Annotated in this window: 12 protein-coding genes, 1 other RNA gene and 2 pseudogenes; all 15 read left to right on the forward strand. The window is 34.1% G+C overall.

Features of this window, described 5'->3' with window-relative positions; all coding sequences use genetic code 11:
• Positions 1 to 26 precede the first annotated feature (26 nt).
• The 15 genes and pseudogenes from JTI58_RS17105 to JTI58_RS17185 all read left to right on the forward strand — a co-directional run bounded on the left by JTI58_RS17105 (position 27) and on the right by JTI58_RS17185 (position 19,165).
• On the forward strand, positions 27 to 1,802 hold the full coding sequence (locus JTI58_RS17105) for an ABC transporter ATP-binding protein (RefSeq protein ID WP_205442493.1): 1,776 nt from the start codon (positions 27 to 29) through the stop codon (positions 1,800 to 1,802).
• Between the two features lie 22 nt (positions 1,803 to 1,824).
• The gene (locus JTI58_RS17110) at positions 1,825 to 3,543 is read left to right on the forward strand and encodes an ABC transporter ATP-binding protein (protein ID WP_205442495.1); all 1,719 of its coding nucleotides are present in this window, start codon (positions 1,825 to 1,827) and stop codon (positions 3,541 to 3,543) included.
• A 33-nt stretch (positions 3,544 to 3,576) separates the two neighbouring features.
• Positions 3,577 to 4,773, forward strand: a complete 1,197-nt coding sequence (locus JTI58_RS17115) for a trans-sulfuration enzyme family protein (protein WP_205442496.1) — start codon at positions 3,577 to 3,579, stop codon at positions 4,771 to 4,773.
• A 70-nt stretch (positions 4,774 to 4,843) separates the two neighbouring features.
• Complete coding sequence (gene trxB, locus JTI58_RS17120; protein ID WP_205442498.1) at positions 4,844 to 5,806, forward strand: thioredoxin-disulfide reductase; 963 nt, start codon at positions 4,844 to 4,846, stop codon at positions 5,804 to 5,806.
• 533 nt (positions 5,807 to 6,339) lie between these two features.
• Positions 6,340 to 6,906, forward strand: a complete 567-nt coding sequence (locus JTI58_RS17135) for a class I SAM-dependent methyltransferase (RefSeq protein ID WP_205442500.1) — start codon at positions 6,340 to 6,342, stop codon at positions 6,904 to 6,906.
• Between the two features lie 231 nt (positions 6,907 to 7,137).
• Positions 7,138 to 7,814, forward strand: a pseudogene (locus JTI58_RS17140) (winged helix-turn-helix domain-containing protein).
• A gap of 1,012 nt (positions 7,815 to 8,826) precedes the next feature.
• Positions 8,827 to 9,285 (forward strand): annotated as a pseudogene (locus JTI58_RS17145) (Zn-binding domain-containing protein); the annotation flags it as partial.
• Positions 9,286 to 9,443: 158 nt separating this feature from the next.
• A complete protein-coding gene (locus JTI58_RS17150; RefSeq protein ID WP_205442501.1) occupies positions 9,444 to 10,694 on the forward strand; it encodes a ribonuclease H-like domain-containing protein in 1,251 nt (416 codons plus the stop codon).
• Positions 10,695 to 10,815: 121 nt separating this feature from the next.
• Complete coding sequence (gene gpsB / locus JTI58_RS17155) at positions 10,816 to 11,112, forward strand: cell division regulator GpsB (RefSeq protein WP_205442503.1); 297 nt, start codon at positions 10,816 to 10,818, stop codon at positions 11,110 to 11,112.
• 60 nt (positions 11,113 to 11,172) lie between these two features.
• An RNA gene (gene rnpB / locus JTI58_RS17160) (RNase P RNA component class B) lies at positions 11,173 to 11,553 on the forward strand.
• Between the two features lie 475 nt (positions 11,554 to 12,028).
• On the forward strand, positions 12,029 to 13,774 hold the full coding sequence (locus JTI58_RS17165) for a GGDEF domain-containing phosphodiesterase (RefSeq protein ID WP_205442504.1): 1,746 nt from the start codon (positions 12,029 to 12,031) through the stop codon (positions 13,772 to 13,774).
• 3 nt (positions 13,775 to 13,777) lie between these two features.
• Positions 13,778 to 14,914 carry a THUMP domain-containing class I SAM-dependent RNA methyltransferase gene (locus JTI58_RS17170; RefSeq protein ID WP_205442505.1) on the forward strand — a complete coding sequence of 379 codons (1,137 nt, stop codon included), beginning with the start codon at positions 13,778 to 13,780 and terminating at the stop codon, positions 14,912 to 14,914.
• Between the two features lie 85 nt (positions 14,915 to 14,999).
• On the forward strand, positions 15,000 to 16,907 hold the full coding sequence (locus tag JTI58_RS17175) for an ATP-dependent DNA helicase (RefSeq protein ID WP_205442506.1): 1,908 nt from the start codon (positions 15,000 to 15,002) through the stop codon (positions 16,905 to 16,907).
• A 244-nt stretch (positions 16,908 to 17,151) separates the two neighbouring features.
• The gene (locus tag JTI58_RS17180) at positions 17,152 to 18,594 is read left to right on the forward strand and encodes a sensor histidine kinase (protein ID WP_205447374.1); all 1,443 of its coding nucleotides are present in this window, start codon (positions 17,152 to 17,154) and stop codon (positions 18,592 to 18,594) included.
• The gene (locus JTI58_RS17185) at positions 18,587 to 19,165 is read left to right on the forward strand and encodes an ANTAR domain-containing response regulator (protein WP_004269312.1); all 579 of its coding nucleotides are present in this window, start codon (positions 18,587 to 18,589) and stop codon (positions 19,163 to 19,165) included. The genes JTI58_RS17180 and JTI58_RS17185 overlap by 8 nt, the downstream gene beginning before the upstream one ends.
• Positions 19,166 to 19,178 lie beyond the last annotated feature (13 nt).

Raw genomic sequence — 19,178 nt, forward strand, 5'->3', positions numbered from 1 at the left:
GTAAACTAATGTAGGGGGCAATCTTAATGGTAGATTTAAAAACTGCTCAAAAATCAAAATCCATTGAAAACGTTAAGAATAATGAGAAAAAAATGATATGGAAACCTTTTATAAAATTAATTGGTGCAGTTAGGTTGCCGTATTTATGGATTATTCTGTCTATTTTCGTAAGTATTTGTATGGCTCAAATAATTCTTCTATTCCCTCATTTTACCCAAAAAATTTTATCAGGTGACATTAGTAATAAGACAATCTTAATTGCTTCAATTATTCTTTTGGGTCAGAGCTTATTTGTGAGTTTAGTAGAATTTGTAGGCAGTGTTACCAGTTCAAAAATATCCTTAAGATTTCGAAAGTTTATTTGGAAACGACTTTTGGATCTCCCAATACCCTTTTATGATAAAAATACGCCAAGAGAGATGATAAGTCGTACTACAGATGACACCACACATTTAAGTAGCTTTTTTGCAAAAGATATTCCTACTGCTATTTCGGCTATCTATAGTTTGGTAGGTTCCTTCATTATTCTCTTTAGTTATAATTGGCGTTTGGCAGTTATTGAAGCAATTATAATACCGTTGGTTGTCTTAGCGGGAATTATTAATGGCCGATTTAATTATAAATGGACAAATAAAGTCCAAATAAACCTTGCAAAATTAACTGGATTATTATCAGAACTTCTTTGGAATATCCCACTTATGAAGACCTTCGTTAAGGAGAATAGGGAAGAAAAAAGAGGAGAAGAGTATATTGATAAGCTCGTTAAAACAAAATTTATAAGTACTTTTATAAATTTTGTTTTCCAGTTAATTACTGATTTAACTAATGTTATTCATACAATTATTGTTATTGTAATAGGTATTTATTTAATATCACAAAATATTATAACTTTACCAATATGGATAGCTTTCTATATGTATGCGACGTGGCTTGTGGGTAGCGTCAGTGGCCTAATGAATGTATGGACTAATTTGAAAACTAGTCAGGGAGCAGCAAGACGTATAACAGAAATTTATCTGGAATTAGGCGAAGAAAATCACAATTTATTACCACTGCCTTTAGACGATGCAGATTTAAAGTTTGAAAATGTATCATTTAAATATTCAGAAAACACAGTATTGAAAGATGTTAAGTTTATTATCCCACATGGGAAAGTTACTGCAATTGTTGGTCCAAGTGGTGTTGGCAAATCTACAATTTTTAACTTGATAGAGCGATTCTATAAGCCAAGTTCTGGTCAAATAAAATTTGGAGATACTCCAATAGAAAAATATAATCTTCATGATTGGAGAAAGGCTTTTGTTTATGTCTCACAAACACCGCAAATATTTTCTGGAACTATCCGAGATAACATAATATATGGAATTGACAGAGATGTCAGTGAGGATGAAATTATAAACTCTGCTACTAAAGCTTACGCAATGGGGTTTATAAATACTTTTGAAAATGGATTAGATACAGAAGTTGGAGAAGGAGGTTCAAAGCTATCTGGTGGACAGAAACAGAGAATTGCTATAGCTCGTGCTTTTCTAAGAAATCCAAAATATTTATTACTAGATGAGGCAACATCTAGCCTAGATGCTGAAGCTGAGTCCATGGTAGATAAAGCGATAAAGGAACTTTCAGCTGAAAGAACAACCATAATTATCACACATAGATTATCAACTATAGCAGAAGCTGATCAAATAATTTTCCTTAATCAAAAGATTATTAGTGGAATCGGTAATCATAATAGCTTGCTAGAAAATAATAAGTTTTATAGGGAACTAGTAGAAATCCAACAAAAAACGGGAATATGCTAAAGATTAGAGGAGGGGGATTAACATGCAGGATGTAAATGATAAGCAAACATGGGGCCCGTTTTTCAACTTACTAACAAAATCAAAATTACCATGGAAATGGTATGTATTACACTTAATTGGTGGAATTTTCTTAGCAACATTAAATGTTAAGTTACCTCAATTAACTGGTGAAATAATGCAAGGTAATATTTTCGACGCAAACCTAGTTACCCAATATATCACTGTGTTTGTGCTTTATACTATATCAAATATAGCATTAAGCATTTTTGGTTCATGGATAAATTTAAATGTAGACCGAAATATTCAAAAACTTGTATTGAAAAAGTTTGTTAGACTACCTATTCCGTTTTTTAATAAACTAAACCCATCCTCATTAACAAGTCGTATAACTAGTGATGCTACGACAGTAAGTCTTTCGATTCAATTGTTGTTTTCACTAATCAATGTAACTTATACCTTAGCATTAACTCTTATAATTGTTAATAGTATAAACAATAAAATGCTTATTGCAATGGCATTTCTTATACCATGGGTAATAATTGTATCCGTTTTGCCTGGTAGAGTAATGTTTAATGCTACAAATTATTTACAGACAACATATTCTATGTTTACTAATTTTGTTTCTGAACGACTTTTAAATTTAAGGTTGATAAAATCATCTGGCTCTGAAGAAATAGAAGCAAATAAAGGATATGAAGTGGGAGAGAAACAGTATAAATCAGAAGTATATTTAGCTAAAGTAAATTTTGTAGTTCAACCATTTATTTATTCTACTCAAGCAATTTGCCAAATAATTGTTATTGTTTATGGTGGAGTTCTCGTTGGAAAAGGTGAGCTTGAAATGGGGCAACTTATTACCTTATTTATGTACTCTCAGATGATTCCGGCTATGGCTAATCAGTATATTATATGTTTTCAACAGATCAAAAAAGCCCAAGGTGCTACTAAGAAAATAAGCGAAATTGTGAAGATAGAAAGTGAAAAGTTTGAGAGAAAGATCTCTTTTGCTTTACCTGATGATGATATTAACTTTAAAAATGTCTCATTTTCATATGATGGGAAAAAAGTGCTTAATAATTTAAATTTTATCATACCTAAAAGAAAAATAACAGCGATTGTGGGCCCAAGTGGTTCAGGTAAAACTACTATTTTAAATATCTTGGAACAATTTTATGATTTGAATTCAGGGAAAATAACATTTGGAAAAGTTCCGATTCAGGATATACATCTTGATGAATGGAGAAATGCTTTTGGTTATGTCCAACAAAATAGCCCTCTACTTTCAGGAACAATACGGGACAATATAGTCTATGGTCTAAATCGAGAAGTTAAAGACGAAGAAGTTATTCGTGCTGCAAAATTAGCTAATATATATGATGTTATCAAGGAATTACCGGATGGGTTAAACACATTTATTGAGGATGTTGAAAATAAATTATCTGGAGGAGAGAAACAAAGAATAGCAATTGCTAGAACTATTATTAAAAATCCAGACTATCTCCTGCTCGATGAAGCCACTTGTAATCTTGATGCAAAAAACGAGTATGAGGTACAAAGTGCCATAAATAATTTAATGAAAGAAAAAACAACTATTGTTGTAGCGCATAACATTAAAACTATAACAAATGCTGACAATATTATCGTAATAGATAATGGCGAGATAAAGGGAACTGGTAAGCATGAAACACTTTATAATGAAAATCCTTTATATCGTAAATACTTTGATTTGCAGTTTAATTGATAATTAAATTAAAAGAAAAAATAGGTTTCCTAAATGAGAGGAGTTAAAAATTTGAGTTGGGAAAATAATGATACTGTTTTTATCCATACACTGCCTAATAAAAAAATTGGGCCAATTTCTAACAAAATTATACCTGCTGTAGGATATTCGTTTCCAGATTTAGAAAGTGCTGTAGCAACAGTTTCAGGAAAAAAAGAAGGTAATTATTATGGGCGATATGGAAACCCAACTACACAGGAATTACAAAAAAAAATTGCATTATTAGAGAATGGAGAAGCTGCACTCGGTGTTAGTAGTGGAATGGCAGCAATTTCAAGTGCGCTACTAAATTATCTAGTGAATGGTGATCATGTCTTATGCACAAAAGATGTGTATGGGGGGAGCTATAAATTTCTAACTAATATTGCTCCCCGATATGGAATATCTACTGATTTTGTTGATTGTACAGATTTACTTGCAGTTAAAGAAGCAATAAAATACAATACAAAAGTTTTGTATATTGAAACACCCTCTAATCCATGTCTTACAATACTAGATATTAAGATGTTATCTGAGTTAGCACATTCTCAAGGTTTAAAGGTTATTATTGACAATACCTTTATGACACCTTATTTACAGCGTCCATTAGATCTAGGTGCAGATTTAGTCGTACACAGTGCGACTAAATATTTAAATGGTCATGGAGATGTTATTGCTGGATTTATAGTTGGAGATTCTAAAACTATAAATAATATAAAAAATAAAATAGTTGGAGATTTAGGACAAGTCCTAAATTCATGGGATTCTTTTCTTATTGACAGAGGTTTGAAATCTTTAGGCGTGAGAATGAGGCAACATTGTGAAAGTGCATTGAAGGTCGCTAAATTTTTGGAGCAACAATCATCAATTGAAAAAGTCTATTATCCAGGACTAGTTTCTCACCCTCAACACTTTCTAGCAAAACAACAAATGAGAAATATGGGAGGAATAGTGTCATTTGAGGTAAAAGGTGGATACGATGGAGCAAAAAAGTTTATTGATTCTCTTGATCTAGCCATGATTTCATTTAGTTTAGGAGATCCTGAAACACTTGTTCAGCATCCTGCTACAATGACACATTCATCAATTCCATTTGAAGATAAAGAGAAATGCAATATTTCAGATGGATTAATAAGACTGTCTGTCGGCTTAGAAGAATGTGAAGATATCATTAGAGATTTAGAACAAGCACTTTCAAAAATTCAAGTATAATAAAATTTAAACATAAAAACTGAATATTCTTAATTTTTGAAATTTGATAAAAAGTTTGGAGGTTAGTTTCATGTATAAAGTTATTATTTTGGGATCTGGACCAGCTGGTCTAACAGCTGCAATTTACCTGGCAAGGGCAAATTTAAATCCTATAATTTTTGAAGGAAAACAATCAGGGGGACAACTAACTATGACTACTGATGTAGAGAATTTTCCTGGATTTGTTAATGGGATATCAGGACCAGTTTTAATCGAAAATATGCGTAAACAAGCAGAAAGATTTGGTGCAAAATTCAAACGAGGTTGGGTATCAAGTGTGGATTTATCTGAAAGGCCATTTAAGTTGGTAATTAATGAGAAGGAAACTATTGAAACTGAATCGTTAATTATCTCAACTGGTGCTTCTGCAAAGTTATTAAACATTCCAGGTGAATTTGAAAATATAGGAAGAGGTATTAGTACTTGTGCGACTTGTGATGGGTCCTTCTATACTAATAAGAAAGTAATTGTAGTTGGTGGTGGGGATTCTGCTATGGAAGAAGCATTGTTTCTAACTAAATATGCTTCTGAAGTAATTATTGTTCATAGAAGAAATGAATTAAGAGCTTCTAAAATTATGCAACAAAGAGCAAAAGAAAATAATAAAATTAAGTGGAGTTTGAATAAGAAACCTATTGAAATGGTAATAGATAATGGAAATGTTATAGGTCTTAAAGTTATGGATTTAGAAACAAAAAAGGAAAGCATAATTGAAAGCGATGGAATTTTTATATCTATAGGACACACTCCGAATACAACATTTTTAAATAACCAACTTACTACAGATGGAAATGGATATATATTAGTAAAACCTGGGTCATCAAAAACGAATGTTGACGGGGTCTTTGCATGTGGAGATGTTCAAGATTCTAAATACAGACAGGCTATAACAGCAGCAGGGACTGGATGTATGGCAGCTTTAGATGTTGAACAATTTATCGATGATATTAATTATAAAAAAGTAACCCTTTCAATAAACAATAATATACTATAATTTCTGATTACAAAAGGACATGGAAAATGAATGTATATAGAAATAATAAAGATATGGAACAGTTGATGAAAGCGTTTTGTTTATTGCGAAATAAAAAAAATTGTGAGAACTTTTTTCATGTTTTATGTACAAAACAAGAAATAAAGCTTTTTAGCGAAGATCATTAATTGCTAAATTAATCTTAGAAGATCAATCATATGGGAAAATTCAGAGGGAAACTGGTGCTTCATCTGGGACTATTTCAAAAATAAAAATAATACTCAATAGGGATAATGGATTAAAAAGGGTTTTAAAAGGAAATTATGAATCCGAATAAACCACAAAATTTTGAATCAATTAAGAGGCATGCTTGTAGTTAAAGTATGTCTCTTTTATAATCTCGATTTCCAAGGTAATTGTTAATTAATGTTTAGTATATTTCATTATTTGTATTTAAATAATAAAGTAAATAAAATTTTCTATACGATTTAATAAGTTTTGCTTTATAGTTCCTTCACTTATCAAGGAACTAAAAATAAGAAGGGAGTGTTTTTGTGAAAGAGCCATTTTTCATTTTTCAATATTTAACTAATCCTAGATCAGTTGGAGCAATTTTTCCAAGTTCAAAATACTTAAGTGAGAAAATGATTGAAGCAATTAATTTTGAAAATGCAGAATATATTGTAGAATATGGTCCTGGAACTGGAGTTTTTACAGAGAAAATTCTTAAAAGAAGAAAAGCAGATACGAAAATTATATTAGTTGAAAATAATAATGGGTTTTACTTTTTTTTAAAAAGAAGATTTTGTAATGAGCCTAATTTAATTATTATAAATAGTTCTGCTGAAAACATTGAACAAATTTTATATTATTATCAAATCCCAAATGTTGACTATATAATCAGTGGTTTACCCTTTACAAGTTTGCCGACATTGATTTCAAATAAAATACTATTAAAGTCAGTTAAAGTTTTAAAAGAAAATGGACTTTTTGTAACTTTTCAATATACAAAATTAAAAATGGATCTTATAAAACAGTGTTTTCCTGAAATAAAAATAAAAAGGGAATTTAGAAATATTCCTCCAGCATACATTTTCAATTGTAAAAAAATAACGGATTAAAAAGACTTTTGGGTTTAAAATATCCCAGAAGTTTTTTTTTAAGAATTCTTAAGGAATTTTATAATAACAACTTAAGGATTTCCGTTTAAATTTTAGTTTATATTAAATCATTATTCAATTGTGAAAGGTATCTCTAATTTATCTATGTTTATTTAGATAGGAATGGAATTAGTCACATTTTTTAAAAAACTTAAATGAAAGGTGAGTCCAAAAAAGTTGTGTAATCAGATAATGAAACCAAAGGTTTTAATAATTGGGGAAAATTTAGAAAGTAGAAAAAATATTTTTGAATTCTTAGAAAATGAGGAGGTAGATGCCCAAATTGTTCGAGGTTTTGATGAAGCTTTACAATTTATAACTATTAATAGTGTTGATTTAATTTTAATAGATACTATAATTCTCCTAGAAGATGAAATAAATGCTTGTTTGAAAATTAAAGAAGTGAAGAACATACCAATTATTTTGATTTCTGAGAGTACGAAGAATTTGGATTATTTAGTAGATTTTATTTCTAAAGCTGATGATTATTTATTAAAACCATTTAATCAAATAGAACTAATCGATAGAGTTAAAATTCAAATAATAAAAAATGAAATAAAGTTAAAAAAAATAAAAATTTAATTGAAATAGGAGATTTAGAAATATTTATAGATACCCAACAGGTCTTTATACACAGCAAAGAGGTTATATTAACACCTAAGGAATTTGAAATTTTAAAATTACTTGCTTCTAACAAGGGGAATGTACTTAGTATATGTAAAATATATGAGGAAGTTTGGAAAGAAAAATTCCTCAAATCTGACAATACGGTCATGGTCCATATAAAAAAAATAAGAGACAAAATAGAACAAAATTCGAAACATTCAATTTACATTAAAACAATAAGAGGAGTTGGGTATAAAATCTAAATATAATATTTAAAGTAGTTCAAGAAGGATTATTTGATCCTGTTGTCACAAAAGTACTTAAAAGCCACAAAGGTAAAAACGTTTGCATTTTTAAAAGTTAGGTACCATCTGAGGTCACCCATAATGGCATTACAAATAAAAACTATAGTATTAAATACGATTTATACCTACTCATTCTAATTTTGACTTTAGTATTAGTTAATGTTCAACTATGAATACAAATTACAGTTCAAGGAAGAGTGATTATATGATATTTTCCCATACCTAATTATAAAATGAAGTTCTAGATATATTTGTAATTTCACAATTTGATTTACAGTCACATCCCCATTTTAGATAACTCACATGATCAATGTATAATACTTTGATCATGTGAGTTACCCTGAGTTAAATTTGTACCATAAATAAAATCATTTTCTTGAAAACCCTAAAGTACATTCTATTGATACATAATTGAACTAATAAACAAAATAATTAAGTGATGAGATTTTTTTATAAAAATTGTGAGAAGTAAAGAATTGCTTACTCAGGAACAGTGACAGACAATTATCAATTATCTCTTCATAAATTTGGGCAGCGAATGGATGTCTTGGTTGAAGACTTTCATATATAATTTGCACATTGTTTCACAACTTAAAGTATGGTCTGTGGGTTGTTTTTGATTAAACTTTATTCTAAAGCTACAAAAGATGTACTAAATGGAAGAAATAAAAACAGAACTCATTGCAGAGCGCATTGGCATCAATAAGCGTAGCGTATATAAAAATAATTAACTTGTTGCCCCATACAAAACACCTAAACCAATTAGTGCAAGAAAAGGGAATAGATTAACCTAAATAATCATCCTCCATAATTATTTAGTATGCTTTGTACATAATAAAAAAGGAGATTAATATGTGAAATGCTATGCTTTTTCTTTAAACATTAGCGCTCTAGAATTGTCATTAAACGTCACCTATAGCTTTTCTGTGTATTGGAGACTTGTATATCTTAACTTATGTTAAATCACACATTTATTAAAATACGCTTCGGCACACATGACAATATTGGCTCAGGACCTATACATCTACCGCCAGATGAAATGCATACAAGTGCTTCGTGGCTATCGTTTACAGCACCAGATAAATGGACAGAGGAAGAGCTAACAGATGCTATGACTGGAGTAGCTTACGCGATGAATGCCTTCATTCCTTTGTTTATTCAGTGTGATAGTAGTGATGTAGCCGTAGTACCGCAGGTGAAGGCCACACATAATGAGCGGCCAACATTTTTTGTCTATGATAAGTATCCTGGTGGCATCGGCTTAAGTGAAAAGGTATATGAACTATGGGAAGAGCTAATCATGAAAACATATGAGCATGTTACAAATTGTGCTTGTGAATCGGGCTGTCCTTCCTGTATTGGGGCACAAGAATCATTGCTTCAAACAAAAGGAAAGGTAGCTAAATTACTGCAACAATTAATGGCATAGTAAACTGAGGGTGAGGAACGCCAATTTGTTCTTTCACCCTCTTGTTTGTATTCATGGTAAATCGATTTTCAACGAAGAATATTTTGAATGAGGTTAACAATCATGATACTCTTGCAAGAGAGAGGTCTTATACTATAAGCAGAAAATGAGTGAAATTCATGTCTTACGAAAATAAAATATTACAAATGAAAAAAATGCTTGGAAAAAAAACAATGACTGCTAAACAAAAAGTTGAAACACCAGCATTCCAAAAACCTGCTCGCCCTAACTATACAGAGCAATGGAAACAGGCGGGACTAACGGTTGTTGAAAATGATTTTGGCATCGTATTTAAGCGTCAAGTAAGCTATCCGTTTAGTTATCAGCATGGACATTATCAACTACAATCATTCTTTGAAGCCCTGAAAAAATGGCAAGGCGCTGAGTTTGACCATCCTTATGCACTCGATATGGAAGAGTCTGTATTGTTTTTTGATACGGAAACGACAGGCTTAAAGGGTGTCGGGACCCATATTTTTTTGCTTGGATTTTTAGAGGTAGCTGAGGAATCCTTCATCCTAACACAATATATTATGGCTGATCCTGCACATGAGGCAGCTTTCTTGTTTGAATCAAAACTTTGGCAAAAGTCAGCTACTGTAATTACCTATAATGGGAAAAGCTTTGATTGGCCACAGCTTGAAACACGATGGACCCTACATCAAAAGACGTTACCTAAATTACGATCTCAGCGACAGATCGATTTGTTGCATAGTTCCAAGCGTTTATGGAAAAATGATATGGAACGCTTAAAATTAAAATCTGTCGAGGAAGAAAAGCTTGGTTTTTCTCGTATAGGGGATATTCCAGGTCATCTCGCGCCTATTATTTATTTAGATGCCGTGAAAAGTGGCATACCAGATGCTCTTATGAAGGTTTTGCATCATAATGAGTGGGATTTACTGACACTCATCACACTTTATAGTCATTCTACGCATTTATTGTTTGAACAGGACCAGGAAGAATCGGCAAAAACTTTTACGAATATTGGGAAATGGTATGGTGATTTAAAAGAAAGCACTCAAAGCGTGAAAGTTTTAGAAAAGGTGACAGCGAAATTTGATGCACTAGAAGCGGGCCATGCTCAATACTATTTAGCACTACAGCACAAAAAGAGTAAACGTTATAGTGAGGCCATTGACTCATTTGTGGCGTCTCTCCATTTTGTTGAAGCAAGAACAAAGTTACATGCCCTTGAGCAGCTGGCCATACTTTATGAGCACCAAATGAAAGATTATGAGCAGGCCCTTTATTATACGCAAGAAGGCATACGTCTCATTCAAAATCATGAGCAATGGAGAGTAGAACAAAAACAAAAATGGGAAATTTCTTGGGAAAAGAGATTGCACAGACTAGGAAATAAGAAATAATTTCCTGGGAAAGCGCGTGAAACGACAAGTTTAGCCTTACAATTAGTGTTTACAGACGATATAATGTGATGAAGTATGCTATAATGTATTCGTGTATGTAGTGTGAGGAAGGGCGATGTGAATGGACATTAAATTAACGTCAAAAATGATCCTTGAAAAGGAATTTAAAAAGAACTTTAAAGGCTACAATGTAGAAGAAGTAGATTCTTTTCTTGATGAAATTATTCAAGACTATGAAACGTTTGAAAAAATGGTGGCCCAACTACGTGAAGAAAATAGACAATTAAAAGAAGAAATTGAAAGTACACCTAAGAGACAGCCGGTTGCTTCAGCGGCAGCTGGTACAACGAATTTTGATATTTTAAAACGTCTTTCTAATTTAGAGAAACATGTATTTGGTAGCAAGTTATACGAATAATTTTAGTCAATTATATTGTATTTAACATAAAACTCTAGTATAATCTTTCGTATCATCATGAAATTCTGGTAATCGCTGCGGCGCTAGACGTCGTAGAGGAAAGTCCATGCTCACACGGTTCTGAGATGGTCGTAGTGTTCGTGCTTACTGAAAAAATAAGGTAAGGCAGCTGATAAGGCTGACGGCGGAAGGAAAACCTAAGTCCTTTGGATATGGTTGACACTTCCTGAAAGTGCCACAGTGACGAAGCTTGCTTGGAAACTTGCAAGGTGGAACGAGGTAAACCCCACGAGTGAGAAACCCAAATTATGGTAGGGGCACTCTCTAGAAGGAATTAAACGGATAGAGGGACAGAGTTTGCTCTGTAGATAGATGATTACCACCTGATCGTACGAGGCGCAAGCTGTTTGAGTACTCAGGAACAAAACATGGCTTATGGAATTTTTTGATGCTTATCTACGAAATAACAAGCGCTCTCCAATTCGGTGGAGAGCTTTTATTTTGAGTTCATGAGGAAAAAGTAACCTTGTTAATCAAGTCTTGGTATGCGCTATACGTTTGAGAAGTATCGCTACCGCTTCTAAGTCACAACATCTGAAAACGGTTATCGCATTAATGTGATGTATTGATCTTGATTGTTTTGTACTGTAAGCAAAATGCCTGGTACAAAAGGCGACCATCATTCGAACTGGAGAGATGATTGTACCCTGTTCATCAAGAGAATGCCTCTGGCGATTGTCACAGATTTACGTGAGACGCTTTTTGAGCAAGTTCAAAAAATCTGGACGCATTGTTTATCTGCGCGAAAGCGAAGCGTCAGCGACAATTACGCCGAGCGTAATAGATTACATAACGATTGGCCTGACGTAAATGCCCTTCTGAGGGGGAGTATAGAGAGATAGGATGGAGCGGAAACATGAACGGAGTAAACAATTGGGAAAGTACGGATAAACTGAAATTAATAGCTAAATATCCGACTACCTTAATACTTAAAATCTTCGAAAATGTATCTGAAGGTATCATGATTACTGATGAATACAAAAAAATAGTAATGGTTAATCCTGCCTTTGAATTTGTGACAGGCTATACATGTGATGATGTGGTTGGCAAAACGCCAGCCGTTTTACAATCTGGTGTACATGAATTGCCGTTCTATTTAGAGATGTGGGAGCAGATACGACAAGAAGGCATTTGGCAAGGTGAGATATGGAATCGTCGTAAAACTGGAGACGTATATCCTGAATGGTTAACAATTGTTTGTGTAACCAACGATGAGGGTGAGGTTACAAATTACTGTGGTATTTTCACAGATTTGTCTGAAAGAAAAATAGTAGAAAATGAATTAGAAAAGCGTTTGCTCACGGATTCATTAACAGATGTATCCAATCGTTTTGCCTATATTGAAAGAATGGATAATCTCTTAGAATCGACTTCTGCTATTTCTCATTCAGTGCAGCATGCGATCTATTTCTTAGATTTGGATCGATTTAAGCAAATTAATGATACATTAGGCCATGCTGTTGGAGATTCAATTTTAATAGAAGTAGCAAATCGTCTAAAAAAATTACTGAAAAATAAAGACATTATTGCAAGATATGGCGGAGATGAATTCGTCATTACATTAACCAATGTGAAAAATGTCAAAGAAGCTGCAAAATTCGCTGAACAAATTATTAGTAGTATCGAACAACCGATGATGATTAATGATCAGGAAGTTTTTATTTCTACAAGTATTGGTATTAGCGTTTTTCCAGTTGATAGTAAAAACACAGAAGAACTAATCAATTGTGCAGATAGAGCAATGACGTATTCAAAAAAGAATGAATTGAACGGCTATTCCTTTTATTTTGATGAACTGCAAACAGATGCACAACGAGTACTATTGCTAGATTCTGAGTTAAGAAGAGCAATAGAAAACCGTGAATTTGAGCTGTATTTTCAGCCAAAGGTTTCTATGGAAAATGAGCAAATTCAAGGTTTAGAAGCACTAGTCCGCTGGAATAGCGAGAGGCTAGGCTTTGTGTCGCCTGCGGAGTTTATCACTTATGCGGAGGATACAGGTCTAATCATTCCATTAAGTGAGCTCATTATCGAAAAAGCATGTGAGGCAGTGATCCAAATGCAACAACATGGTTGGAAAACACCTGTCGCCATTAATATTTCGAGCATTCACTTTAAACAGCAGAATTTTTTGGAGTCAATCCAAACCATATTAGAGCGCTATAATATGCCAGCCAACAATTTTGAAATAGAAGTGACGGAGCGAACGGTGATGAACAGTGCCAACGAAACTGTCAGTAAATTGGTTCGTTTGAAACAATTAGGCTTTAAAATCTCAATCGATGATTTTGGGACAGGCTATTCGTCCTTAAGTTATTTAGTTCGCTTCCCATTAGATTGTTTAAAAATTGATCGAAGCTTTATTCAGCATATTGGATCACTCGATGAAAAACAGGCAGTTGTAGATGCGATTATTCAAATGTCCCATCGCCTAAAAATGAAAGTTGTTGCTGAAGGTGTAGAACAAGCACAACAAGTGGATATACTACGTAAAATGAACTGTGATATTATCCAAGGCTATTATTACAGCAAACCACTCCCGTTAAACGAACTAATGGAGTTTATGGAGTATTGGGAAATTGAGCATCAAGGAAGGAAATAATCTATGGCAAACTATCAATTAGTAGCTACGTCAGCAATGGGCTTAGAAGCTATTGTGGCACAAGAAGTAAAAGCACTTGGCTATGAAACAACCGTTGACAATGGCAAAGTATATTTTGAAGGCGATGAAACGGCTATTGCACGTACCAATTTATGGCTACGTGTAGCGGATCGTGTAAAGATTGTCGTTGGACAATTCCCTGCAAAATCATTTGAACAATTATTTGAAAGTGTGAAGGCACTCCCTTGGGAAAAATACCTACCAGTGGATGCTGCTTTTCCAGTTTCAGGAAAGTCCGTAAAATCGAAATTATTTAGTGTACCAGATTGCCAAGCCATTACTAAAAAAGCAATCGTTGAGCGAATGAAACAGCATTACAAGCGACTTGGCTTTTTAGATGAATCTGGAGCAACTTACAAAATAGAGGTTTCAATTTTAAAAGATGTGGCGACACTAACGATTGATACATCTGGTGCTGGCTTACATAAACGTGGCTATCGTCAGGTACAAGGTGAGGCACCCTTAAAAGAAACATTAGCAGCTGCACTTGTACAAATTTCAAAATGGAATCCAAATCGTCCATTTGTTGACCCATTCTGTGGCTCTGGTACCATTGCATTGGAAGCGGCGATGTTTGGACAAAACATAGCACCAGGCTATAACCGTGAATTCATTTCTGAGGAATGGCCATGGATGAAAGCTGCAATCTGGGATAAGGTTCGTGATGAGGCGGAAAGTTTAGCGAACTATGATCAGCCGTTAGAAATTATCGGTTCCGATATCGATCACCGCATGATCAGCATTGCGCAAGAAAACGCAGTGGAAGCAGGCTTTGGAGAGTTAATTACGTTTAAGCAAATGCAAGCACGTGATTTTACAACACAGTTAATGGATGGTGTCATGATTGGGAATCCACCATACGGAGAACGTATTGGTGATGTTGAAGTCGTGGAACAGGTGATCCGCGACGTCGGAAAGGTTATGAAAAACTATCCAACTTGGTCTGTATATATGCTATCCTCCATGAAAAATTTTGAAGAATTATATGGACGCCAAGCGACGAAAAAACGTAAATTATTTAATGGTTTTATTGAAACAAATTATTATCAGTTCTGGGGTCAAAAGTCTAAAAGAGATTAACGAATAGTAACGGAAGATAAGATTTTTTCTTATCTTCCGTTTCGTCGCGTATAATAGCACCAGATCGTTAGAGGGGGAACATCAATTGCGTAAATCTTTACCATTTGCATTATCAAAGGACCGTTCATTTTTTGAATCATTAGGTGACTGGATGGGCGATGTCCTTTATGATGAATTACCTGAAAAGGGCTTTGAATGCCGTGATGAGCAAATTTTTATGGCCTATCAAATAGAACAAGCACTAAAAGAAAAAAATGTTCTCTTCGCAGAGGCAGGAGTAGGAACTGGCAAAACGATCGCTTATTTGCTTCCAGCTATCTCTTATGCGCGTTACACAGGGAAACCAGCACTGATTGCTTGTGCAGATGAAACATTAATCGACCAACTTGTAAAAGAGGGGGGCGATATTTATAAACTTCAAAAAACATTAGGACTTGATATTGATGTTCGTCTAGCAAAATCGAGAGATCAATATTTGTGCTTAAAACGCTTTGAGGAAGCGGAGAAAGTGGAGTCGGATGAATGGATTGACGATATTGCCTTTTCTATCCCTGATGGTGTTTATGCTCAAGGTTCGATGATTGCTGTTCATCCATATGGGGAACGCAGTGATTATCCGACTGTCAGTGATGAGGATTGGCAAAAGGTTAATTACAATTCGATTATGCAATGCTCGGTTTGTGATCTGCGTAATCGCTGTGGGCAAACATTGCATCGTTCTCATTACCGAAAATCAACGGATCTTGTTATTTGTTCGCAAGATTTTTTAATGGAGCATTTGGCTACAAAGGAATCTCGTGAGCGTGAAGGTCAGCTTGCTTTACTGCCAGAAGTATCAATGATGGTGTTGGATGAAGGGCATTTACTGGAGTATGCTGCACAAAAAGCGATGACGTATAAAGTGCAGGCGACGACCATTGTGCAATTATTGGAGCGCTTGATGGTAGATGGCGTACGTGAACGTACACTGTATGCGATGGAGAAATTACAGGATGATCATGAGCTATTTTTTGATCAACTTCGTGATGATATCGTTGCTTCCAATGAAGATCGTAAACGTATAAACAAATCAAAAACACTGCTGGCTTATGGGAAGCAGTTAATAAATGATGTAGAAACATTGATGGAAGAATTCGTCTTTGAATCAGAAATGTACATGATCCCTGAATATGAGTTAAATATGGCAGAAGAATATTTAGAACAATATGAGGCTTCTTTACGTATTTTTATCGCACAAGGAGATGCAGTGGATTGGTTAGAGGAGACAGATGGTGAAGAAACACTCGTGATTATGCCTCGTTTAATCACAGAAGTTTTAGCAGAAAAGTTATTCTCTAAAAAGCTTCCAATCGTCTTTTCTTCAGCCACGCTATCGGTCAATAAAGACTTTTCTTACATTGCCTATAGTTTAGGAATTCGAGATTACCAATCATTTTCTGTGCCATCCCCATTCGATTATGAAGAGGTCATGAAAATCTATTTACATGAGCTTACGCAACGTGACAAAACAGCGCGTGTTCAGCAATTGCTACGTGATGGCGAACAAACATTGATTTTATTTAAGTCGAAGCAAGCCATGCTAAACTTCAAGGCAGAATTACCGCTAATGGAACGTATGTATGTAGCATTCGAAGGAGATCGAGAGCTATCAGCCATTGTTCGAGATTTCCAGCAAGGAACAGTTAAAACATTATGCTCATATCATTTATGGGAAGGGCTAGATTTACCTGAGGAAGCATTAACACGTGTGATTATTTATGATTTACCGTTTCCTCCACAGGACCCATTATTTGATGCAAAACGTACATTTGCCGAAAACCCATTTGAGGAAGTGGAATTACCTTTCATGCAATTACGCTTGCAGCAAGGGATGGGACGCTTAATTCGTACATCAAATGACCATGGTGACATTCACATTTTGTTAAATGAAGATGAGCAAAAACAGCGTGCAGCCTTTGAAAATATATTAGCGGTTGTACCAGAAATAAAGTAGAAAAAAGCGAGTTTGCTCAAAATGCAAGCTCGCTTTTTATTATTTTGAAATAACATTATGGATGTAGTTAAATTATTGGTTTTTAAAAAACTGTTGAATATTTCTCTTTTAAGCTATATAGTTCTTTGTAATGCAACGAAATCTTGTGGAAGAATATATTTTTTGTATTGAAAATAATTTCACAAAAGGTTTATAATAATGACAAGAATTTTTAAGAATAGTCAAATTGCTTGCTGACTATTCCATGATAGGGGGCTTAAACCTGTCGAACATTCAATCATTGTGTAGAAAATATACAAATCTATCGGCAACGGATATTGACAAGTTAATAGAAATAGAGGCTACGCTAACGTATTATGCTGAGTTGACTGATTGTTATATGTTCATAGATTGCCTGTTGGAGAATTTACCGCATGCGATTGTTGTGGCAGAGGCATTCCCGAAGAAAGAGATTGGTTTATACGAAAAATCAGTTATCGGAAAATTCGTATTTGAAAGTTTTGAACCAGCTGTATTTGCTGCGTTTAAACATAAAGAAAAATCATCCATTACCAGAGCGATTACGCAGGAAGGCATTACGGTAGAGCAAAATGTGCTTCCGATTTTTAATGAGCAACAGCAAGTAATTGCCGTGTTAATTCAGGAAAAAATGGTGAAGATGCAAACGACACCGAAGGATGATTTTCAAAATATGCCTTTTGCTTTAATTGAACATATTGTTGAACCTAATTCTCAACCGATTCCAGTTGTTTCAGATTTACTCGTAGAGTCGATTATTCTCACAAATCACGAAAATAAAGTAATTTACAGTAATCCTGCTGGCTATCATTTTATTTCGGAGCTATCTGGATTAGAAAACTTTGACAATGTAGCATTGGATAAAATCTTACCTTTTTTACAGGAAGTCTATGATAAAGGCGACGATGTCTTTTTCCTAGAAATTACGATTGATCGTAAATCCTTTATTGTAAAGAAAATTCCAATTCGCAGTTATAACGAGAAGGTCACACTACTCATTATTCATGATCTAACAGAGCTTAAGCTGAAAGAAAATGAGCTAATGATGAAAACATTTGCGATACGAGAAATTCACCACCGCGTGAAAAATAATCTTCAGACAGTGACAAGCCTATTACGTTTGCAAATGCGAAATGATCTGTCTGCATCGAATGCAAGTGCTTTTCAAGAGGCATTAAATCGAATCTATAGTATTTCATCGGTTTATGAGCTGATTTTAGAAAATGAAGATAACGCTGAAGAAAGAGTAGACGTTATCGCATTAGCTAAAAAAATTGGTCATAAAATGATTGGTACGTCTAATACAGCAACTATTCAACTAGCCTTTCATCATGAAAATTTGCAGCTATTCTGCCATTCGAAAAAGGCAGTCTCTTTAGCACTCATTATTTGTGAGCTACTGCAAAATGCATTAAAGTATGCGTTTATTGGACGTGATGAAGGAATCATCGATATTCAATTCATTCAGGAAGATTCTACAATTTCGCTTCATATTTCTGACAACGGCGTTGGAATGCAAGAGGTGAAGGCATCTTTTGGTATGGAGATTATCACAAGGCTTGTAGAATATGATTTAGCTGGCTCATTTTCCATTATCCCTAGTAATGAAGGTACACATACTCAAATTCAGTTCCCTGTAAGTGAGGAGGTATTTATCGTAAATGACTAGGAAAGTTATGATTGTCGAAGATGAATCACTGATTGCGATTGATTTGAAGTTTATGTTAGAAGATAACGGCTACGAAGTTGTAGCTCAAGCGAACAATGGTGAAACTGCCATTGAATTAGCCTTTTTACATAAGCCACAGTTAATCTTAATGGACATTAAAATGCCTAAACTGGACGGTTTAAAGGCAAGTAAAATTATTGAACAACAGCTTGGTATACCCGTTCTTTTCATCTCGGCCTATAGTGAAAAAGAATTGTTGCTATACATGAAGCAGGATAATATATTAGGATATGTAATGAAACCGTTTTCTGAAAAAAATGTGTTGCCTGTGCTAGAGGTTGCTTTTCATCAAATTGATAAATTCAACCGTCTCAATGGGGAGATCTTACATAAGCAAACACAATTAGATAAGCGGAAAGTCATTGAACGAGCAAAGGGCTTGCTTATGCAGGCTGAAAATATAAGCGAGGACGAGGCTTACCGTAAGATCCGCAATGAAAGTATGCAAACACAACAGGAAATGGTGCACATTGCACAGCAAATTATTAACAACTTACAAGTCAATAGTTGAAGCAAAGGCGCTT

The sequence above is a fragment of the Lysinibacillus fusiformis genome (assembly GCF_016925635.1).
GTDB classification, from domain to species: domain Bacteria; phylum Bacillota; class Bacilli; order Bacillales_A; family Planococcaceae; genus Lysinibacillus; species Lysinibacillus fusiformis_F.